17 protein-coding genes are annotated in these 18,424 nt (G+C 70.6%); 3 read left to right on the top strand and 14 right to left on the bottom strand.

Going from position 1 to position 18,424, the window contains the following annotated elements:
• Window positions 1-17: 17 nt before the first annotated feature.
• Window positions 18-497: a Dps family protein gene (locus ACSQ1L_RS11250; RefSeq protein WP_435994835.1), complete on the bottom strand. Its 480-nt coding sequence runs from the start codon at window positions 495-497 to the stop codon at window positions 18-20.
• 225 nt (window positions 498-722) lie between these two features.
• On the opposite strand from ACSQ1L_RS11250, the gene ACSQ1L_RS11245 reads away from it, so the two are divergent.
• Window positions 723-4,694, top strand: a complete 3,972-nt coding sequence (locus ACSQ1L_RS11245; RefSeq protein WP_435994834.1) for a PAS domain S-box protein — start codon at window positions 723-725, stop codon at window positions 4,692-4,694.
• 46 nt (window positions 4,695-4,740) lie between these two features.
• Here ACSQ1L_RS11245 and ACSQ1L_RS11240 read toward each other — a convergent pair whose 3' ends face one another.
• Together ACSQ1L_RS11240 and ACSQ1L_RS11235 are read right to left on the bottom strand one after the other, a co-directional pair.
• Window positions 4,741-5,103 carry a DUF6481 family protein gene (locus tag ACSQ1L_RS11240; RefSeq protein ID WP_435994833.1) on the bottom strand — a complete coding sequence of 121 codons (363 nt, stop codon included), beginning with the start codon at window positions 5,101-5,103 and terminating at the stop codon, window positions 4,741-4,743.
• Between the two features lie 161 nt (window positions 5,104-5,264).
• A complete protein-coding gene (locus ACSQ1L_RS11235; protein ID WP_435994832.1) occupies window positions 5,265-5,450 on the bottom strand; it encodes a hypothetical protein in 186 nt (61 codons plus the stop codon).
• Window positions 5,451-5,895: 445 nt separating this feature from the next.
• On the opposite strand from ACSQ1L_RS11235, the gene ACSQ1L_RS11230 reads away from it, so the two are divergent.
• Window positions 5,896-7,017, top strand: a complete 1,122-nt coding sequence (locus ACSQ1L_RS11230) for a cell wall hydrolase (protein ID WP_435994831.1) — start codon at window positions 5,896-5,898, stop codon at window positions 7,015-7,017.
• 4 nt (window positions 7,018-7,021) lie between these two features.
• Here ACSQ1L_RS11230 and ACSQ1L_RS11225 read toward each other — a convergent pair whose 3' ends face one another.
• The 6 genes from ACSQ1L_RS11225 to nadA form a co-directional block, all read right to left on the bottom strand.
• Complete coding sequence (locus ACSQ1L_RS11225) at window positions 7,022-7,252, bottom strand: hypothetical protein (RefSeq protein ID WP_435994830.1); 231 nt, start codon at window positions 7,250-7,252, stop codon at window positions 7,022-7,024.
• 2 nt (window positions 7,253-7,254) lie between these two features.
• Window positions 7,255-7,470, bottom strand: coding sequence for a hypothetical protein (locus ACSQ1L_RS11220; RefSeq protein WP_435994829.1), 216 nt, complete (start codon window positions 7,468-7,470; stop codon window positions 7,255-7,257).
• 74 nt (window positions 7,471-7,544) lie between these two features.
• Window positions 7,545-8,402: a carboxylating nicotinate-nucleotide diphosphorylase gene (nadC, locus tag ACSQ1L_RS11215; protein WP_435994974.1), complete on the bottom strand. Its 858-nt coding sequence runs from the start codon at window positions 8,400-8,402 to the stop codon at window positions 7,545-7,547.
• An 11-nt stretch (window positions 8,403-8,413) separates the two neighbouring features.
• Entirely contained in the window at window positions 8,414-9,916 is a 1,503-nt protein-coding gene (locus ACSQ1L_RS11210; protein ID WP_435994828.1) for an L-aspartate oxidase, read from the bottom strand.
• Window positions 9,913-10,770: a metalloprotease gene (locus ACSQ1L_RS11205; RefSeq protein WP_435994827.1), complete on the bottom strand. Its 858-nt coding sequence runs from the start codon at window positions 10,768-10,770 to the stop codon at window positions 9,913-9,915. Before ACSQ1L_RS11205 ends, ACSQ1L_RS11210 begins: the two co-directional genes overlap by 4 nt.
• A 109-nt stretch (window positions 10,771-10,879) precedes the next feature.
• Window positions 10,880-11,959 (bottom strand): quinolinate synthase NadA, encoded by a 1,080-nt coding sequence (gene nadA / locus ACSQ1L_RS11200; protein WP_435994826.1) that lies wholly within the window; start codon window positions 11,957-11,959, stop codon window positions 10,880-10,882.
• A 238-nt stretch (window positions 11,960-12,197) separates the two neighbouring features.
• Here nadA and ACSQ1L_RS11195 point away from each other — a divergent pair, with 238 nt between their 5' ends.
• The gene (locus ACSQ1L_RS11195; protein WP_435994825.1) at window positions 12,198-12,638 is read left to right on the top strand and encodes a hypothetical protein; all 441 of its coding nucleotides are present in this window, start codon (window positions 12,198-12,200) and stop codon (window positions 12,636-12,638) included.
• Window positions 12,639-12,644: 6 nt separating this feature from the next.
• On the opposite strand, the gene ACSQ1L_RS11190 is transcribed toward ACSQ1L_RS11195, so the two are convergent.
• The 5 genes from ACSQ1L_RS11190 to ACSQ1L_RS11170 all read right to left on the bottom strand — a co-directional run bounded on the left by ACSQ1L_RS11190 (window position 12,645) and on the right by ACSQ1L_RS11170 (window position 17,970).
• On the bottom strand, window positions 12,645-13,169 hold the full coding sequence (locus ACSQ1L_RS11190; protein ID WP_435994824.1) for a methylated-DNA--[protein]-cysteine S-methyltransferase: 525 nt from the start codon (window positions 13,167-13,169) through the stop codon (window positions 12,645-12,647).
• A complete protein-coding gene (locus ACSQ1L_RS11185) occupies window positions 13,150-14,253 on the bottom strand; it encodes a bifunctional transcriptional activator/DNA repair enzyme AdaA (protein WP_435994823.1) in 1,104 nt (367 codons plus the stop codon). The genes ACSQ1L_RS11190 and ACSQ1L_RS11185 overlap by 20 nt, the downstream gene beginning before the upstream one ends.
• 66 nt (window positions 14,254-14,319) lie before the next feature.
• A complete protein-coding gene (locus tag ACSQ1L_RS11180) occupies window positions 14,320-15,438 on the bottom strand; it encodes a hypothetical protein (protein ID WP_435994822.1) in 1,119 nt (372 codons plus the stop codon).
• 12 nt (window positions 15,439-15,450) lie between these two features.
• Window positions 15,451-15,780 (bottom strand): PadR family transcriptional regulator, encoded by a 330-nt coding sequence (locus ACSQ1L_RS11175; protein ID WP_435994821.1) that lies wholly within the window; start codon window positions 15,778-15,780, stop codon window positions 15,451-15,453.
• Window positions 15,781-15,870: 90 nt separating this feature from the next.
• Window positions 15,871-17,970, bottom strand: coding sequence for a malate synthase G (locus ACSQ1L_RS11170; RefSeq protein WP_435994820.1), 2,100 nt, complete (start codon window positions 17,968-17,970; stop codon window positions 15,871-15,873).
• Window positions 17,971-18,424 lie beyond the last annotated feature (454 nt).

Genomic DNA, 18,424 nt, shown 5'->3' with positions numbered 1-18,424 from the left:
CGCCGCTCGGTCAAGGCTCAGCGTCCTCCGAGGGTGGACCGCAACATCCAGGCGAACTTTTCGTGCGCCGCCAGACGCTGGGTCATCAGATCGGCCGAGGCCTCGTCGCCTGCCGCGTCCGCGGCGTCGAAGGCCCGGCGGGCGGTGGCGATCAGGGTCTCGTGGTCCTTGAGCAGTTCCTTGAGCATCGCGGTCGCCTCCTTCTCGGGATCGCCGTCCTTGATGGAGGTCAGGTTGCCGAAGCCCGAAAAGCTCTGGGGCGCCAGGACGCCGAGGGCGCGGATCCGCTCGGCGATCTCGTCCAGCGCCGCCCAGATGTCGCGATACTGCTGCTCCAGCAGATTGTGGAAGCTGAAGAACTCCGGACCGCGCACGTTCCAGTGATAGCCGTGGGTCTTCAGATAGACCGCGAAGCTGTCGGCGAGGACCTTGGTCAGCTCCTGCGCCACGTCGGTGCGCTCGGTTTTCGTAAGGCCTGTATCGATCGTCGCGGTCATGGAGACTCCTTGGGGCGTGAGGCGAGGTCGCCTCTGGAGTTAGGCACGCCGGAGGCCCGCGCAAGTTGGAGCGGCCGTCCAATCCAAACGCCACGCTTGCTGGAACGCAAAGAAGGCCAATACGTTGCGGGAAGTCGCGTGCGCGCGAGCGGGGGCTGAATGGGCGCGGTCGGGGTGCTTCGACGGTTAGTGGACATCGACGGCGGGTTGACGCGGCTCGCCCGCGTGCGGTCCCGCGTCTGGTGGGTGTCCGTGTTGATCGGGATCGGTTGCGCCGTCGTCATGCTGCTGGTGCGCGCGACCCTGTCCGGCTTCTACGCCGACGTCGCGGGCTTCATGATCCTGCTGCCCGCCGTGGTGGTGGCCGCGCTGGCGGGGGGACGCACCGCGGGCGTGGTGGCGGTCTTCGTCTGCCTGTTCGGCGGCTGGGCGGTGGCCGGCGGCGAAGCGGTCGACGTCGGGGTGGACACCCGGCTCGGCTTGATAACCACCACGAATTTCATCGTCGTGGGCCTGTTCGCCACCCTCGTCGCGGCCTCGCTGAGAAAAGTTCTCTGGCGGCTCGACGCCTCGCTCGACGCCCTGCGCCTGTCGGCGGAGCGGGTCAGCGAAAGCGAAAGCCGCTTGCGTCTGGTCAGCGAGCAGGCGCCGGTCATGCTCTGGATGAGCGACGAGCGGGGCCGCTGCGTGCACCTCAACCAGACCCTCAAGCAGTTCTGGGGCGTCACGGACGTGGACGGGACCTTCGACTTCACCGCCTTCGTTCACGACGATGATCGGGAGCGGGTCGCCGGCGTCACGCGCGAGGCGATCGAGCGAGCTGCGCCGTTCGAGGTCGAAGCCCGGTTCCGGCGGGCCGACGGGACCTGGCGAGTGCTGCACACCGGGGCGCGGCCGCGGCTAGACCCCGACGGCCGCTTTATGGGGATGATCGGCGTCAACGTCGACGTTACCGAGGCGCGGGCGGCCGAGGCCGCGTTGCGCGAGCGGGAAGGCCAACTTCAGGCCATGGTCGACCAGGCCTCGGCCGGCATCGCCCGCGTCGCCTTGGACGGAACGATCCTCAGCGCCAACGCGCGCTATGCGGAGATTCTCGGGATTCCTCACGGCGAGGTCGTCGGCCTGACCACCGAGGCCGTCAGCCATCCCGACGATGTCGAACCGACGCGACGGGCGCTCGCCGAGGCGCTCAAGACGGGCGGGGCGCAACTCGAGAAGCGCTACATTCACCAGGACGGCTCGATCGTCTGGGTGGTCATCAGCATCCGGGCCCTGACCGGTCCGGGGGGCTCGGTCGAGGGATTCATCGCTGTCGTGGTGGACATCTCGGGCGCCAAGGCCGCCGAGGCCGCCCTGCGCGAGAGCGAGGCGCGCTTCCGCTTGATGGCGGATACCGCCCCCTCGCCTGTCTGGCTGACCAATACCGAGGGCGCGGTGGAGTTCGTCAACGCCGCGCTGGTCGAATTCTACGGGCGGCCCCCGGATGATATTCTGGGCCACGTCTGGCGCGAGGCGATCCATCCCGACGACGTTCCGGGGGTGAGCGCCATCCAGGCTCGGCACCGACCGCAGCGTCAGCCCTACGGATTCGAGGCGCGGTTCCATCGCGCCGACGGAGCCTGGCGCTGGATGCGCGTCGCGGTGAACCCCCGGTTCGACACCGACGGCGGGTTCATGGGCTATGTCGGCCTGTCGTTCGACGTCACCGACACCCATGAGGCCATCGAGCTGATCGCGCGCCAGGAGCGGCGGCAGTCATTCCTCCTGGCGCTGACCGACTCGCTGCGCGACCTGACCTCTCCCGACGCCATCATGGCCGAGGTGGAACTGGCGCTCGGCGCCGAGCTGCAGGTCCGGCGCGTCGGGTACGGCGAGGTCGACCAGGAGCGGCGACTGGTGTCGATGAGCCGCGACTGGACGGCGGACGTCACCAGCGCCCAAGGCCAGTTTTCGCTGGACGATCTCGCCGCGCCACTGATCTCGGAACTGGCCACCGGGCGGGCCGTCCGTATTTCCGATGTCCGGAAGGATCGTCGCACCAAGGGCGCTGTGGAGATCTTCGACCGTTTGCAAACCCGGTCCCTGATGCGGGCGCCGTTGATCCGGGGCGGACGTCTGAGGGCCTTCCTCTACGTGCACGACTCTAGGGTCAGGGCATGGACGGACGACGAACTGGACCTGCTGCAGGAGGTCGCGGGGCGGACCTGGACCGAGATCGAACGCACCCGGGCCGAGGCGGAGGTACGCGAAAGCGAGGAGCGCTTCCGCGCCATCGCCGACACCGCGCCCGTGTTGATCTGGGTGACCCAGCAGGACCGTACCCGCGCCTTCGTCAACCAGGCGTACGTCGCCTACCACGGCGGCGCCTATGAAGAGGCGCGGCAGCTCGACTGGCGTGAGATCATCCACCCGGACGACCAGGAGCGCGTTCTCGAGGAATCGCTGGCCGGCGAGGCCACCGCCCAGCCGTTCTCGCTGGAGGCGCGCTACCTTCGCCATGATGGCGAATACCGATGGCTGAAATCGTTCTCGCGGCCCCGGTTCGGCCCCAACGGCGAGATCATCGGCTTCGTCGGTGTCGCCTTCGACGTCACCGACATCCGTGAGGCGCAGGCCCGGCTTCAGGAATCGGAGACCCGCTTCCGGACGGTCGCGGACAGCGCTCCGGCGCTGATCTGGATGAGCGACGAGAACGCCAGGGTCACCTTCGCCAACCGCCGCTACAAAAGCTTCTTCGGGATCGAGGGCGAGGAGGCGCTGGACGAGGGCTGGCGGCGTCTGGCCCATCCCGATGACGTGGCCGGGTTCGAAACGGCCTACAGGCGGGCGTTCGACAATCGCGACCGGTTCGAAAGTCTGATCCGCGTCAACCATCCGATGCTCGGGCTGCGCTGGCTGCGTTGCGAGGGCGTGCCGCGCTTTGACGGCGCCGGGCATTTCCAGGGCTACGTCGGCGCCAACATCGACGTCACCGAAGCCAAGCGGGCCGAGGATGACCTCAAACGCATCAACGAACTTCTCGAAGAACGCGTCGGCGAGGCCTTGGCCGAGAAGGCCAAGGCGGAGGCGGACCTGATGCACGCCCAGCGGATGGAGGCGGTGGGACGCCTCACCGGCGGGGTGGCGCACGACTTCAACAACCTGCTGACGGTGGTCATCGGCGCGCTCGACATGATGCTGAGAGCGCCCGACGACGCCGCGCGCCAGAAGAAGCTTGGCGAGGCCGCGCTCTCGGCGGCCCGGCGCGGCGAACGCCTGACGCACCAGTTGCTGGCCTTCTCGCGGCGGCAGGCGCTGCGGCCCGAGCCGACCGACCTGAATGGCCTGATCCGCGAGAGCGAGCCCCTGCTGCGCCGGGCGGTCGGCGAGGCCATAGACTTCAAGCTGAAGCTGCGGCGCGGCGGCGCCCGGGTCAGCGTCGACCCGGCCCAGTTCGAGGCCGCCTTGCTGAACCTGGTGGTCAATGCGCGCGACGCTCTCGGCGACCGGGGCAAGGTCGGCATCCAGACCCTGAACTGTTCGATAGGAACCGGCGAGATCGCCGAGCTTCCGGCCGGCGACTATGTCTGCGTCACCGTTTCGGACAACGGGACGGGCATGACGTCCGAGGTTATGGAGCGGGTCTTCGAGCCCTTCTTCACGACCAAGCCGGTCGGCAAGGGCACGGGGCTGGGCCTGAGCCAGGTGTATGGCTTCGCGCGACAGAGCGGCGGGGGCGTGCGGCTGACGTCAAGCCCCGGCCGCGGCACCGAGGTGCGCCTGTACCTGCCGCCATTGGCGACCCGGGAAGAGGCTGAACCCGCAACGCCGCCGACGGAGGTCCGCGCGGTGACCGCCGGGCGCCGGCTGCTTCTGGTCGAGGATGACCCGGGCGTGGCGACGGTGGCCCAGGAACTGCTGGAAGGCCTGGGGCTCGAGGTCAGGTCCGCCGAGAACGCGCCGGACGCGCTGGAACGGCTCAGGCAGGAGCGGTTCGACGTCATGCTGACTGACGTGGTCATGCCGGGCGGCATGACCGGCATCGAACTGGCGCGGGAATGCGCCCGCACCTGGCCCGAGATGCGGATCGTGCTGACCTCCGGCTATGCCGGCGACGATGTCGACGCGGCCCTGGCGGATGCGCCGTGGCCGTTCATCCGCAAGCCCTATTCCGGGCGGCAGCTGGCGGCGGTGCTGGGCGACGGCGACCCGGCGTAACGCGCGCGAACGGACGCCGCCGGGGGTTCAGCCGTACGCGAGAGCCTTAGCGCTGGCGCGCCTTGCGGGCGGCATAGCGCGCGTCGCGGGCCGCCTTCTGCTCTTCCTTGGAGAGTTGCTTGCGCTCCTTGCGGGCGGCGCGCTTCTCGGCCTCGACCGCATCCTGCGCTTCCTGATCGGCCGCAAGGCGCGCAGCCTCGGCCTCGGCCTTCTGGCGACGGACCTCGGCCTTCTCGAGCTCGCGCTGCTGGCGCAGGGCCTCCTTCTCGGCGGCGCGCTTCTCCTGCAGCTTTTCGAACTCCGGATCGGGGGCGGCGGGCTTGGGCTTGAAGCGGGCGAGCAGGGCCTTCTTGGCTTCCTGCTGGGCGGTGAGGCGGTCGGTGAAGCCGGTTTGTTTCAGATCTCTCATGCGAGCGGTCGTCGATGTCCTTGATTGTTTGTCGGATGCGCAAACGGCGCGGGGCGAGCGGCGCTCAGCCAACGCCGGGTGGGCTAAGCCCATATGGGGACGGAAATCAAGGTTGCGAGGCGGAGATGACGCTCCGCCCCGCAATCGGGTTCACACCTGTGTCAGTTCGGCTTCTGGGCCTGGCCGACGGCCGCGCCCGCCGCGCCGCCCACGGCAGCGCCGACCGGCCCGGCCACGAGGGCCCCCGCGACAGCGCCGGTGGCGGCCTTCTGCTCAATGGTCTGGCCGCAGGCCGCCACGCTGGCGGCGGCGAGGCCCGAGGCGAGGATCAGGACGATACGTTTCATGGGGAGGCTCCTGTGAGGTTCAGCCAGAACGCCGCCACGGCCAAGGTGTTCCGGGCCGCGCCCCTCAAGCAACCGTCACGGTTCCCGTCGCCGTAAAGACAATATTTCCGACGAAACTCAATCCTGCAAGACGGCCCCGAAGCCTGATGAGGTCAAATGATGGTCATCAAATACAGCATTGGGCGCAGTACCTTTGACCTCTTTCTGAATTTAAAAGCACATTAACCAATGTGTACCTGCAAACCCACAAACTGTGTTGGAATGGCCGGTAATCTTGCGAATCAACCACATTGCCGCCATAAACGGCTGGCTTAAGGCGCGTCCTCGACGGCTGGCCCATTTCGCCGACCGCCGATCTACCGCAGCCGGGCCGCGACCGAAGCGTCGCCCCCGCCGCGAGACTACCCGGGGGCGGCGCTGCGCCCTGCTGAACAGGATTGAGCCCTTGCCTAACCCCTCGCATTCGCGTGCGACCTCCCCTGCCGAGCGCAAGGCCGTAATCCGGCCCGGCGCGGCGGCGGCGACGTTCGGCGCGATGGTGGGGCTGGCGATCGGCTGCGCCTATCTGGGCGGCGCGGCGGCGAAGGCGACGACGGTGCGAGCCCAGGCCGAGCGAATCGAGAGCGCCACCGCCGCCGGATTCACCGAAGAGGCGCTGGCCGCCGCGGCCGGCGGTCTGGACGAAAGCGCCCTGGCCATCGCCCGGCGCCATGACCCCTATACCGTCGCGGGCTCAGCCCAGCGCGACCGGCAGGCGGAACTGCTGACCGCCCGGCTGGAGCAACTGCGCGGCCAGCCCGTCGAAGCCGGCCTGCGGCACGTCAGCCTGACGGGCCCGTTGCCGGCCCAGCCGTTCCGGCTCGGCGGCGCGCTGGACGCCTCGCGCGATCTCGAATGCCTGACCCAGGCCGCCTACTACGAAGCCCGCGGCGAAGGCCGCGAGGGCATGAAGGCGGTGGCCCAGGTGGTGCTGAACCGGGTTCGCCACCGGGCCTTCCCCAACAGCGTCTGCGGCGTGGTGTTTCAGGGCGCCGGACGCCGCACCGGCTGCCAGTTCAGCTTCACCTGCGACGGCTCGATGCGCGGGCGCGTCAACACCGCGGCCTGGAACCGGGCCCGCGACATCGCCTCGGCCGCCCTGTCCGGGACCGTCTACGCCGGCGTCGGCAACGCCACCCATTTCCACACCACCGGCGTCTCGCCGCGCTGGCGCTCGTCGCTCGTGCGGGTCAGCCAGGTCGGCGACCACCTGTTCTACCGCTTCGGCGGCCGCTCCGGCTCGGGCGCGGCCTTCACCTACGCCGCCCGGCCCTCGACCGACGCCGATGCGCCGCGCCTGATCCAGGCCAGCCTGGACCCGACCAATGCGGTCCGGGACGCCGGCGCGGTGGCCTACACCCTGCTGCTGGCCCAGGAAGGCCGTGCGGCCCCCGCCTCCGCGGAGCCCGCCGCCCCGGTCGCGCCCCCTGCGCCGAAGGCGGCGCCGACGGTCACGGTGGCGGCTCCCGCCGCCGTCGCCGGCGCTCCGGCCGCCCCGGCGCCCGCCGCCGCAATCCCGACCGCCTGAGGCGTCAGGCGTCCCGGTCGCCCTTCGACGACCGATGAGCGTCGTCGTGGCTGTGCTTCAGGTCGCGTTCGCCGCCACCGCCCGAAACCTTGCTGTTGCGGGGATTGGTGGGGCCGCCCTCGCGCGGGTCCTCGAAAGTCGGCGGTTCCCGGTCCGCGTTCTGGTGGCTGGAGCCGGGGCCGCCCCAGCGCTTCTCGTCGACCGGTTCGGGGGTGTGGGGATTGTTGTCGGCCATGATCAGCGGTCCTGCACCTTCCATTGAGTGGTCAGGTTCTGGCGCAGGTTGCCGAACCGGCCCTGGGTGTCGAGGTTGACGTCGGCGTCGCCGGGCTGATCGGACTGCGCGCCGGTCGACAGGTCCCGGCGGTCCGAATTCATCGCTTCCTTGACGGAACGGGCGCCGTGGTCGCCGAAGCTGCGCTGCTCTTTCGGAACCTTGGGTCGATGGGTCATGGAAATCTCCTTCCGTGCCCGGTCAAACCCGTCCCGGGGGTCGCCTGTTCCGTAGCGGCGTTCGGTCTTCCCGCTCAGATGACGTCCAGACCCACGTCCAGCGCCGGCGCGGAATGGGTCAGGGCGCCGACGGAGATCACGTCGACGCCGCTCTCGGCGATCGCCCGCACGGTCTGCAGGTTGACGCCGCCCGACGCCTCCAGCACCGGGCGGCCGAAGGGCGAGGCCCCGGCCCTAGCCACCGCTTCGCGCAGCATCTCCGGTGTGAAATTGTCCAGCATGACGACATCGGGCCGCTCGGCCAGCGCCTCGTCGAACTGGTCCAGCCCGTCGACCTCGATCTCCAGCTTGACCAGATGGCCTGCGGCCGCCCGTGCGCGACGGATGGCCTCGCCGACGCCGCCGCAGAGGGCTACGTGGTTGTCCTTGATCAGGATGGCGTCGTCCAGGCCGAAGCGGTGATTGACGCCGCCGCCGCAGACCACCGCGTGCTTCTCCAGCGCGCGCAGGCCCGGCGTGGTCTTGCGGGTGTCGGCGATGCGCGCCCCCGTGCCGGAGACCGCCTCGACATAGGCGCGGGTCAGGGTGGCGATTCCGCATAGCCGGCCGAGCAGGTTCAGCGCCGTCCGCTCGGCGGCGAGGAAGGCCCGCGCGTCGGCGTCCGCCTCGACCAGCACCGCGCCGGCCTCGAAAGCGTCGCCGTCACGGAGTCGCGGGTTGAGCGTCGCCGAAGGATCGAGGGCCAGCAGGCCGAGCCGGACGCAATCGACCCCGGCCAGCACGCCGGGCCTGCGCGCCGCGAACACCGCCCGCATGCGCGCGCCCTCGGGGATGCAGGCCTGGGCCGTGATGTCGCCGGCCCGACCGAGGTCCTCGGCCAGGGCCCTGCGCACCACCGGTTCGATCAGCAGGTCGGGCAGTCGCCGGATCATGGTCGCCTCGCTCATTCGGCCATCGCCGGAGTTCTCGCCCGCAGACGGGTATGCCGGGCCTCGGGCGCGGCGGCGGGGAAGTCCGTGCGGTAATGGCCGCCGCGGCTTTCGCGACGCGCCAGCGCGGCCTCGACGATCAGCCGGGCGGCGACCAGGGGCGACGCGCCCGGGGTCCGCGCCTCCAGCCGATCCAGCACGGCGACCGCCCGGGTCAGGCCGTGGGCGTCGCGCACCACGCCCGCCTCGTCGCTCATGGTCCGGCGCAGGGTCGCGAGGTCGGCCGGCGACAGGTCGACGGACGGACGGGCGGCGAGGGTCGGCCCCTGAAGGGTCCGCGCCCGCGCGGCCGCCCGGCCCGTGCGCCGTCCGAAGGCGGCGGCCTCGAGCAGGGAGTTCGAGGCCAGGCGGTTGGCGCCATGCACGCCGGTGGCGGCGCACTCGCCGACGGCGAACAGGCCCTCCAACGTGGTGCGGCCGTCCGGCCCGGCGGCGATCCCGCCCATGTGATAGTGGGCCGCCGCCGCAACCGGGATCGGCGACTCGCGCGGATCCAGCCCGGCTCGCATGCAGGCGGCGAAGACGGCCGGGAAATCGTGCTTGAAAGCTGGACCGATGGCGGCGCGGGCGTCGAGGTAAGCCCCCCGCCCGTCGGCCCGCGCGGCGTGCACCGCCCGGGCCACGACATCGCGGGACTGCAGGTCGGCGTCGTCGGCGTCACCCAGCAGGAAGCGCCCCGCCCCGTCGATCAGACGCGCCCCCTCGCCCCGCAGCGCCTCGGTGGCCAGCGGCATTGGGTCGAGGCCGACATCGATCGCGGTGGGGTGGAACTGGACGAATTCGGGATCGAGGATCTCGGCGCCTGCCCGATAGGCCAGCGCCATCCCCTCGCCCAGCAGCGAGGCCGGGGTGGTGGTCCGCGCGTAGAGGCCGCCGGCGCCGCCGGTCGCCAGCACCACGGCCGGCGCGAGCACCTCGATCAGCCGTCCGTCGCGTTCGATCAGGGCGCCGCGGACGCGGCCGCTCGCGTCCTGGATCAGGCCGCGCAGGCGACCGTCCTCCCAGACCTCGATGTGAGGGGCGGCGCGCGTGGCCGCGACCAGCGCCGACAGGATGGCGCGGCCGGCGCCGTCGCCGCCGACCCGCGCCACCCGGGCCCGCGAGTGGGCCGCTTCGAGGCTAACGGCGAACCCGCCGGCGGCGTCGCGGTCGAACGGCGCGCCCAGCGCGGCCAGCCACTCCACCGTGGCGCGGCCGTCGGCGGTCAGCAGACGCGTGGCCTCGGCCTCGACCAGGCCCGCGCCGGCGGCCTGGGTGTCGGCGGCGTGGAGCGCCGGGGCGTCGGTTTCCGACAAGGCGGCGGCGACGCCGCCCTGGGCCCAGGCCGAGGAGCAGGCCTGCAGCAGCGGCGCCGGGGTGACCACGAGGACCTTGCGCGGCGCGGCCTCCAGGGCGGCTGAAAGCCCCGCCAGTCCGCCGCCGATGATCAGCGGTCCGTCATGGTCGATCCGGCTCAACGGCCGATACCCAGATAACTGCCCGCGATGGTCATGGCGTTGGGCAGGGAGCCTTCCGCCAGCGGCATCAGGGCGGCGACGCCGACCCCCGCGCAGGCCGCCGCCGTGGCGAGGAACAGGCCCACGCTGAACACGGACTCGCGCCGGCTGAGCGGCCGGCCGTCCGGACGCCATGCGCCGCGTCGCAGATGGCCGATCAGGGCGATCGCCAGGAAGGCGGCGAGAACCCACCGTCCGGTGGTGAAGCCCCACCAGACCACCAGCGCGCCTATGGCGATCATGGCCAGGCGCTCAAGCATCGGATGAATGTGCGCCAGCACCGGCCCAAGCGCCTTGGAGCCGTCGAGCGGCGGCGCCGGAGCGAGGTTGACCAGGTTGATCAGGGCGATGACCGCGGCTCCGAGAAGCCACAGCCCCTGCCCCGTGCCCAGGAACAGGGCGAAGAACGGAATGGCCGCCAGCAGGCCGAACGCCGGTCCCGCCAGCGACACGAGCACGCCATGCCATTCGCTCTGCGGCAGGCGCTGGCTCTTGGCCACGCCGCCGAGGAACGGGATGATGTAGATCTTCGCCGGCCCCATGCCGAGGCGGTTCATGGCCAGCACGTGGCCGTATTCGTGCACCAGCAGGCCCCAGATCGCGGCGATGGCGATCACCCAGCTCCCCGACACGAACCAGATGAAGCCGCCCAGCAGCAGCGTCGAAAGAACGGCCCAGACCGGGTTCTGACCCTTGTCCAGCGGCGGCTCGGCGGCGCGGACGGGATCGGCGGCGGTCAGGGCCGGGGCCGGGGCGACGTCCTCGGGGCGCGGGTCCCAAGGACCCGGCGGGCGGGGGGCGTTGGTTTCGGTCATGCCCGTGAGGTGGCCTTTTCCGACCTGAGCCACAAGGCCAGGACGGCGAGAAGCCGCAGGGTTCTGCGATCGACCGTGGCGACCGCGCGGACCGGCGGAACGTAGTGCATCAGATCAGCTCCACCGCCACATGATGGCGCGCCTTGACCAGATCATAGCGCGCCGGGATCGCCGGCGGCGGCAGGTCGATCATGCGCTGCACCGCCAGCCGGGCGCGCTCGGCCATGTCGTCCGGCACCATCACCTCGAACTGCATGTTGAGCAGGCAGTCGCGGATGTTCTCCAGCGTGATCCGCTTCATGTGCGGGCAGAGGTTGCAGGGGCCGATGAACTGGACGCCGGGCAGGTCGCCGGCGACGTTGGAGGCCATCGAGCATTCGGTGATCATCACCACCTGCTTCGGCTTGCGGGCCGTGACGTGGTCGATCATCGCCGCCGTCGAGCCGGCGAAGTCCGACGCCGCCAGCACATCTTCCGGGCATTCGGGGTGGGCGAGGATTTCCGCGCCCGGATAGGCCGCGCGCATGTCGGCGATGTCCCGGGCGGTGAAGCGCTCGTGCACCTCGCAGCGGCCCTTCCAGGCGATGATGCCGACGGTGGTCTGGGCCGCAACGTTGCGGGCCAGGTATTCGTCCGGGATCAGGATGACGCGATCGACGCCCCATTCCCGCGCCGCCCATTCGACCACCTGCACGGCGTTGGCGCTGGTGCAGCAGATGTCGGTCTCGGCCTTCACGTCGGCCGTGGTGTTGACGTAGGTGACCACCGGCAAACCCGGATAGCGCTGCTTGATCAGCCGCACGTCGGCGCCGGTGATCGAGGCGGCCAGCGAGCAGCCGGCGCGCAGGTCGGGGATCAGCACGGTCTTCTCGGGCGACAGGATCTTCGAGGTCTCGGCCATGAAGTGCACGCCCGCCTGGACGATCACCTTCGCCTTTGACTTCGCCGCCTCCTTCGCCAGCCCGAGGCTGTCGCCGACGTAGTCGCCGACGCCGTGGAAGATTTCCGGCGTCATGTAGTTGTGCGCCAGAATGACCGCGTCGCGCTCCCGCTTGAGCTGGTTGATCTCATGGATCAGCGCGGCCTGGGCCGGCCACTCGATGGGCGTGACGTGGTCCTTGACCTTGGCCCAGACCGGGGCGGTGGCCCGCTCCAGTTCCTTTGACAATCCGAACGCGCCGTCAGCCATATCCGCCTCCTCGCGGCACTTATGCTCAAAATTAGCATAAGTCGGAATGAATGTAGTCGCGCGCGGGAAAAACACAAGCGCAACCCGGACGGCCGTCGCGGATTGACTCAGGGCGCCACAGGAGGACGACGTCATGCGCTGGCCCACCCTCGCACCACTGATCGGCCCCCTCGCTTTGATCGCCTGCGGAGATGCAGGCGATCGGCCTCAGACTCCAGCCGAACCGCCTCCCGCCCCGGTGGCGAGCGGGACGACCGCCGACCCCGCCGCCGATACGCAGGTCGCTGCCGACGCCGACGGTGTCCGCGCCGAAATCCTGTCCGTTCTCGCCGCCCATCCCGCGGGGCTTGGGGCGGACACGGCGGAAGGCCGCGCCGTCCTGGGCCGCTTCCGTCCGGCCGACTGCCTCGCGTCGGAAGAGATGGACGGAATGCCGTTCGAGCGCATTTGCGCCTGGTGGTCTCAGCCCGGGGCGGACAGGGGGTCGGACGTCTCCCTGATCATCGACGACGGCATGATCCTTGGGGCCGTCGTGCGGGAGCAACCCGACGGGGTCGAAGGCTGGGATTGCCAGCCCGCCGCTGCGCCGCCGGACTACACCATCTGCATGGCGACCCGCGTCGCGTCGGCCCAGTCGGTGGCGTGGACCGGCTACTGGAACGATCTGGCGCGGAGCTGACCCGGCTCAGGCCGTCCGCGCGCCCTCGTGGGCCAGAAGCCATTGCTTGCGTTCGATCCCGCCGGCGTAGCCGGTCAGGGCCCCGTTGGCGCCGATCACGCGGTGGCAGGGCACGATGACGGCGATGGGGTTCTGGCCGTTGGCCAGGCCCGCCGCGCGCACGGCCTTCGGCGAGCCGATCGCCGCCGCCAGCTGGCCATAGGTGCGCGTCTCGCCCACCGGAATGGTGCGCAGGGCGGCCCAGACGGCGTGCTGGAAGTCGGTGCCGTTGGTCTTGACCTTCAGGCCGTCGAGGGCGGCCAGGTCGCCGCCGAACCAGGCCTCGACCGCCGATCGGATCGCCGCCGGCGCGCGGCCTTCGACCAGTTCGGCCTCGCCCCAGTGACGGCGCAGCAGGCGCATCATGCGGTCCTCGTAGCCGGCGAAGTCGAGCGCGCGCACGGCGCCGTCGGCGTCGACGACCAGCAGGACCTCGCCTGTCGGGGTGGCGACCCGGTCGAGGGTCAGGGTTTCAGGCTGCACGTTTCGCATCGGTCTTCTCCATCAGGTCCGCGCCCGTGATCCCGGCCACAGCCAGATGCAGGGCGCCATAGGCTCGCCACGGCCGCCAGGACTCGGCGCGCGGGGCGAGGATTTCATCGTCGAGGCGGTCGTTCGGCGGTTCGGCGCCGTCGTCGATCCAGTCACCAGGCAAGCGCAGCCCCGGACGCGCCGCGACCAGCGGCTTCAGCACCGGATCGGTCGCCAGGTCGCGGCCGATGGCGTCCGGGTCGGCCGACAGGTCGAACACCCGCCGCACCCGCGCCAGCACCCCGGGCAAGGCCTTCAGGTCGACGGCCTCGATGCAGACCGAGACGCGGCCCGGTTCCGCGGGCTCGACCGAGACGGAGCCGTCGGCGCCGTCGATCGCTGTCGTCAGCACCCGCGACCATGTCCGGCCCTCGACGGTGTCGCCCCGCGCCGACAGGGCCGCGAACATGGCGTCCCAGTCATAGGGGGTGCGGTACGACAGGCTCAGTCGGACGCCGCCCTCGTGGACCTTCTCGCCGCGCCGGCGCAGCGCCGAGGGCGGGCGGTCGTACAGGGCCTGGAAGGTTTCGTTGAAACGGCGAACGCTGCCGAAGCCGGAGGCCAGGGCCACCTGCGCCATCGACAGGTCGGTCTGGTGGATCAGGGCCTTGGCCAGCAGCACCCGGCGGGTCTGAGCCACGCTGACCGGGGCGGCGCCGAGGTGCTGGCGGAACAGCCGGCGCAGGTGGCGCTCGCCGACGCCGAGGCGGCCGGCCAGTCCATCCACATCGCCCTCGTCCAGCGCCCCGGCCTCGATCAGGGCCAAGGCCCGGCTGACGGTGTTGGAGGTGCCGCGCCAGGCGCCCATGTCGGGCGCCGTCTCGGGCCGGCAGCGCAGGCAGGCGCGGAAGCCGGCCTCCTCGGCGGCGGCGGCGGAGACAACGAAGACCATGTTCTCACGCTTGGGCGTCCGCGCCGGACAGACCGGGCGACAGTAGATGCCGGTGGTCTTCACACAGCCGAAGAAGCGGCCGTCGAAGCGCGCGTCCCGCGTCAGCACGGCGCGATAGCAGGCCTCCTGATCGAGTTCGCGAGCGTTTTCCATGGCCGCAAGATGGGCCCTCCCGCCGCCGGAGTCTCGCGGTTTTCGGACACAGGCGTGGTCAGCCGGTCAGGCGGACGGCCGCCGGTCCGGCTGGGCCAGCCGCCACAGGTTGGCGACGATCTGGAACACCAGGCTGATCGCTGAGATGGCCAGCACCCAGACCATGATCACCGACAGGGTGCTGGCCACGCCGACCAGATCCCGCGCGCCGTCGCCCAGCGTCCTCAGCGTGTCGAAGTCCAGCATGACCCAGTCGCCCGCGATCCGCGCCTCTTCGCCGTCACGCGTCAGGGTGAACCAGTGGCCGGCCTCAAAGATCGTCCACGTCAGCCACAGGCCGGCGCCGGCGATCACCACCTGGGCCGCGGCGCGCATCCGCACAGCATACGGCCGGACCAAGCTGGCCAGGTCGACCGCCATCTGGGCCACCGCATAGAGCAGGATGGCGCCGAACAGCGTCGTCCAGATCGGCGCGCCGGTCACGGTCGCCTCTTCGCCCCCCAGACCGACATGCACCAGGCCCGGGAAGTGGACCACGCCGATCCACCAGAGCACGAAGAGGCCGACGGCGAGGAACGAGAACAGGTGTTCTCCGCCCGGCCAGCGCAGCCGCCGGACCCGCGGCGTCCACGTCGCCTTCGCCGCCCGGGTTCCGCCCATGGCCGCCCCCCAGGTCGCGGGATCGGACAGGCCGAACGCCGACAGTTCGCTGACCCGCCATTTGCTCATCCAGCCCGGTCGATAGCCGACATGCTCCATCACCGCCCCGATCACGGTGACGATGCCGATCAGGGTCAGGCCCGAGCTGATGAAGCCGTTGACGGCCTGGCCGATCGACTGGCCGGCGTCGGCCGGGCCGCTGAGCAGATTGACGAACAGGACGATCGCCTGCACCGCCAGCATGAGCAGCAGGCCGGCCTTCACGGCGAACAGCCAGTAGGGGAACAGTTCGGGCCCGATCAGCGAGTCCGGGCCCTTGCGATAGCGGGCGGCGACCACGAGCGGATGGCCGATCTCGTGCAGGATGGCCTCCTTCTCGTCGTCGGTGAGGGCGCGGCCCAGTTCCTCCTCCTTCGCCTCGAAGCGGCTGAGGATCAGGTCGCGCAGTTCGGCGATGATGTCGGCGCGCTCGTCCTGCCCCAGTTGGGCGGCGACGGCGTTCAGGTAGCGATCGATCAGGTCCATCTCGGTTTCCCCTCAGAGCAGCTTGTCGAGCGAGGCGTTGATCCCCCGCCATTCGTCGGCCAGCGCGGCCAGCATTTCGGTTCCAGCGGCGGACAGGACGTAGAAGCGCTTCCTGCGCTTCTCCTCCTCGCGCCATTCGCTATCGAGCAGCCCCTGGCTCTCGAGCCGGCGGAGCAGCGGGTAGAGGGTGGATTCCTCCATCTCCAGCCCGTCGGCGGCCAGGGCCTGGCGCAGGGTGTAGCCGTAGCGCTCGGTCCGGAGGCAGGCGAGCACGGCCAGCACCAGCGAGCCGCGCCGCAGCTCCAGCCGCATGGATTCGAAAAGGTCCGGATCGACGCTCATGCCGCTTCCTGTCCGCCACATAGTGTGTGCCATACAGTGTATGCCGCATACTGTGCGACGCTGTCAACCCGTGTTCGTCAAGCATGGATTTCAGCCCTTGGCGCGGCGGCGGAAGGCGTGGAGCAGCGGCTCGGTGTAGCCGTTGGGCTCGGCGGTTCCCTCGAACACCAGCGCCCGGGCGGCCTGGAAGGCGAGGCTGGCGGCGGGGTCGGGAGCCATGGGACGGTAGAGCGGGTCGGCGGCGTTCTGGGCGTCGACCTTCGCGGCCATGCGCAGCAAGGCGGCGTCGACCTGTTCGGCGGTGCAGACGCCGTGCAGCAGCCAGTTGGCCATGTGCTGGGACGAGATGCGCAGGGTGGCGCGGTCCTCCATCAGGCCGACGTCGTGGATGTCGGGCACCTTGGAGCAGCCCACGCCCTGGTCGATCCAGCGGACGACATAGCCGAGCAGGCCCTGGGCGTTGTTGTCGAGCTCCTCGGCGATCTCGACGTCCGACCAGTTGCGCCCCTGCGCCAGCGGCGGGGTCAGCAAGGGTTCGAGACCCGGCGTCGGGCGGGCGGCGATCCTGTCCCTGAGGGCGAAGACATCGGTCTGGTGATAGTGCAGCGCGTGCAGGGTGGCGGCGGTCGGGCTGGGCACCCAGGCCGTGTTGGCGCCGGTCTTCGGATGGGCCGCCTTCTGGTCGAGCATCTCGGCCATGCGGTCGGGCGCGGCCCACATGCCCTTGCCGATCTGGGCCTTGCCGTCGAAGCCGCAGGCGAGGCCGATGGCGACGTTGCGGGCTTCATAGGCGGTGATCCAGTCCGATGACTTGATGTCGCCCTTGCGGACCACGGGCCCGGCCTGCATCGCCGTGTGGATCTCGTCGCCGGTGCGGTCGAGGAAGCCGGTGTTGATGAAGACGATCCGGTCCTTCACGGCGTGGATGCAGGCGGCGAGGTTGGCCGAGGTGCGGCGCTCCTCATCCATGACGCCGACCTTGAGGGTGTGGCGCGGCAGGCCCAGCAGATCCTCGACCGCGTCGAACAGGGCGTCGGTGAAGGCGCACTCGTCGGGACCGTGCATCTTGGGTTTGACGATATAGACCGAACCGGCCCGGCTGTTGGCGAACGCCCCCCGCCCTTTCAGGTCGTGCATCGCGATCAGCGACGTGACGATGGCGTCGAGGACGCCCTCGGGCGCTTCCGAGCCGTCCGGCAGCTGGATCGCCGGGGTGGTCATCAGGTGGCCGACATTGCGGACGAACAGCAGCGCGCGCCCCGGCAGGCTGATCGTCGAGTCGCCGGGGGCGGTGAACGTGCGATCGGGCGCAAGGGTGCGGGTCAGGCGCTCGCCGCCCTTGTCGAAGGTTTCGACCAGGTCGCCCTTCATCAGGCCGAGCCAGTTGCGGTAGGCGGCGACCTTGTCCGCGGCGTCGACGGCGGCGACCGAGTCCTCGAGGTCGACGATGGTGGAGAGGGCGGCTTCCAGCACGACGTCGGAGATGCCGGCAGGGTCGGTACGGCCGATCGGGTGCTCTGGGTCGAAGACGACCTCGATGTGCAGGCCGTGGTGGCGGAACAGGCGCGTGCGGTCGGTGCGGCCGACGGACTGGCCGGGATCGCGGAGCGCGATGCCGTTGCGGGGGTCGGTCAGGTCGGCCCAGGAACCCTCGGCCAGGGGCACGGCCTCGTCGAGGAAGGCCTTGGCGCGGGCGACGACGCGAGCGCCGCGCTCGGGGTCGTAGCCACCGCCCCGGGGCAGGTCGCCCAGCGCGTCCGTGCCGTAGAGGGCGTCGTAGAGGCTGCCCCAACGGGCGTTGGCGGCGTTGAGCACGAAGCGGGCGTTGAGGATGGGCACGACCAGCTGGGGACCGGCGAGAGTGGCGACCTCGGCGTCGACGTTGCGCGTGCGGATGGCGAAGGGGGCGGGCTCGGGGGCCAGATAGCCGATGTCGCGCAGGAAGGCGGTCGTGGCGACGGGGTCGTGGGGCTGGCCGCGGCGGTCGGCGTGCCAGGCGTCGATGCGGGCCTGAAGCGCGTCGCGGACGGCGAGCAGGCGGCGGTTCTCGGGCGCGAAGCGGGCGAAGACCCCGGCGGCCGCGGTCCAGAAGGCGTCCGCGTCGAGGTCGAGGCCGGGCAGGACCTCGGTCTCGATGAAGGCGGCGAGGTCATCAGCGACCTGCAGTCCGGCGCGCGGCGTCATCGGCATGGGCGTCTCCCGTGGGGCGAGGCCGTAACATTCCGTGATGACCTCGGGGAAGTCGAGCGGGAATTTTGCAGTGCAGCAGGCAGCCCTGTTCGCCGCCTGCGGAACAGGCGGTATGGGGAGGGTGCGGGGCGGCCGGGCCTCGCCCGGTGCTGTTGTAGTGTTACCGTTTCGACGAGACTGCCGCCCCGCGTGGTCGTTATCCACTCGCCCCGCCGGCTGGCGGCCCTTCTCGGGCCTCACCGGCGTCCCGGACCGCCCGTTGCCGGGAGGCCGGAAGGCGGAACGTGCTGACCGTGTTCAGTCATGTAGCGGTTCCATCCGAAGGCGCGCGGCGAGCAAGCGGAGGCCATCCATCGACCTCCGACGAGGACCCCCGGGCTCTCCTCCGCCCGGGCTTCATCGCTCGACCACAGCCCGCCGTCATCGAGAACGTGGATCCGACGCCCTCCCCGTC

It is taken from the genome of Brevundimonas sp. LjRoot202 (genome assembly GCF_964253355.1).
Lineage (GTDB): Bacteria > Pseudomonadota > Alphaproteobacteria > Caulobacterales > Caulobacteraceae > Brevundimonas.
This window is presented reverse-complemented; position numbering and strand designations above follow the sequence as displayed.

Coding starts and splice junctions, on each gene's coding strand:
- ACSQ1L_RS11250 (WP_435994835.1), bottom strand. CDS start 497: ATGACCGCGACGATCGATACAGGCCTTACGAAAACCGAGCGCACCGAC.
- ACSQ1L_RS11240 (WP_435994833.1), bottom strand. CDS start 5,103: ATGAGAGATCTGAAACAAACCGGCTTCACCGACCGCCTCACCGCCCAG.
- ACSQ1L_RS11235 (WP_435994832.1), bottom strand. CDS start 5,450: ATGAAACGTATCGTCCTGATCCTCGCCTCGGGCCTCGCCGCCGCCAGC.
- ACSQ1L_RS11225 (WP_435994830.1), bottom strand. CDS start 7,252: ATGGCCGACAACAATCCCCACACCCCCGAACCGGTCGACGAGAAGCGC.
- ACSQ1L_RS11220 (WP_435994829.1), bottom strand. CDS start 7,470: ATGACCCATCGACCCAAGGTTCCGAAAGAGCAGCGCAGCTTCGGCGAC.
- nadC (WP_435994974.1), bottom strand. CDS start 8,402: ATGATCCGGCGACTGCCCGACCTGCTGATCGAACCGGTGGTGCGCAGG.
- ACSQ1L_RS11205 (WP_435994827.1), bottom strand. CDS start 10,770: ATGACCGAAACCAACGCCCCCCGCCCGCCGGGTCCTTGGGACCCGCGC.
- nadA (WP_435994826.1), bottom strand. CDS start 11,959: ATGGCTGACGGCGCGTTCGGATTGTCAAAGGAACTGGAGCGGGCCACC.
- ACSQ1L_RS11190 (WP_435994824.1), bottom strand. CDS start 13,169: ATGCGAAACGTGCAGCCTGAAACCCTGACCCTCGACCGGGTCGCCACC.
- ACSQ1L_RS11185 (WP_435994823.1), bottom strand. CDS start 14,253: ATGGAAAACGCTCGCGAACTCGATCAGGAGGCCTGCTATCGCGCCGTG.
- ACSQ1L_RS11180 (WP_435994822.1), bottom strand. CDS start 15,438: ATGGACCTGATCGATCGCTACCTGAACGCCGTCGCCGCCCAACTGGGG.
- ACSQ1L_RS11175 (WP_435994821.1), bottom strand. CDS start 15,780: ATGAGCGTCGATCCGGACCTTTTCGAATCCATGCGGCTGGAGCTGCGG.
- ACSQ1L_RS11170 (WP_435994820.1), bottom strand. CDS start 17,970: ATGCCGATGACGCCGCGCGCCGGACTGCAGGTCGCTGATGACCTCGCC.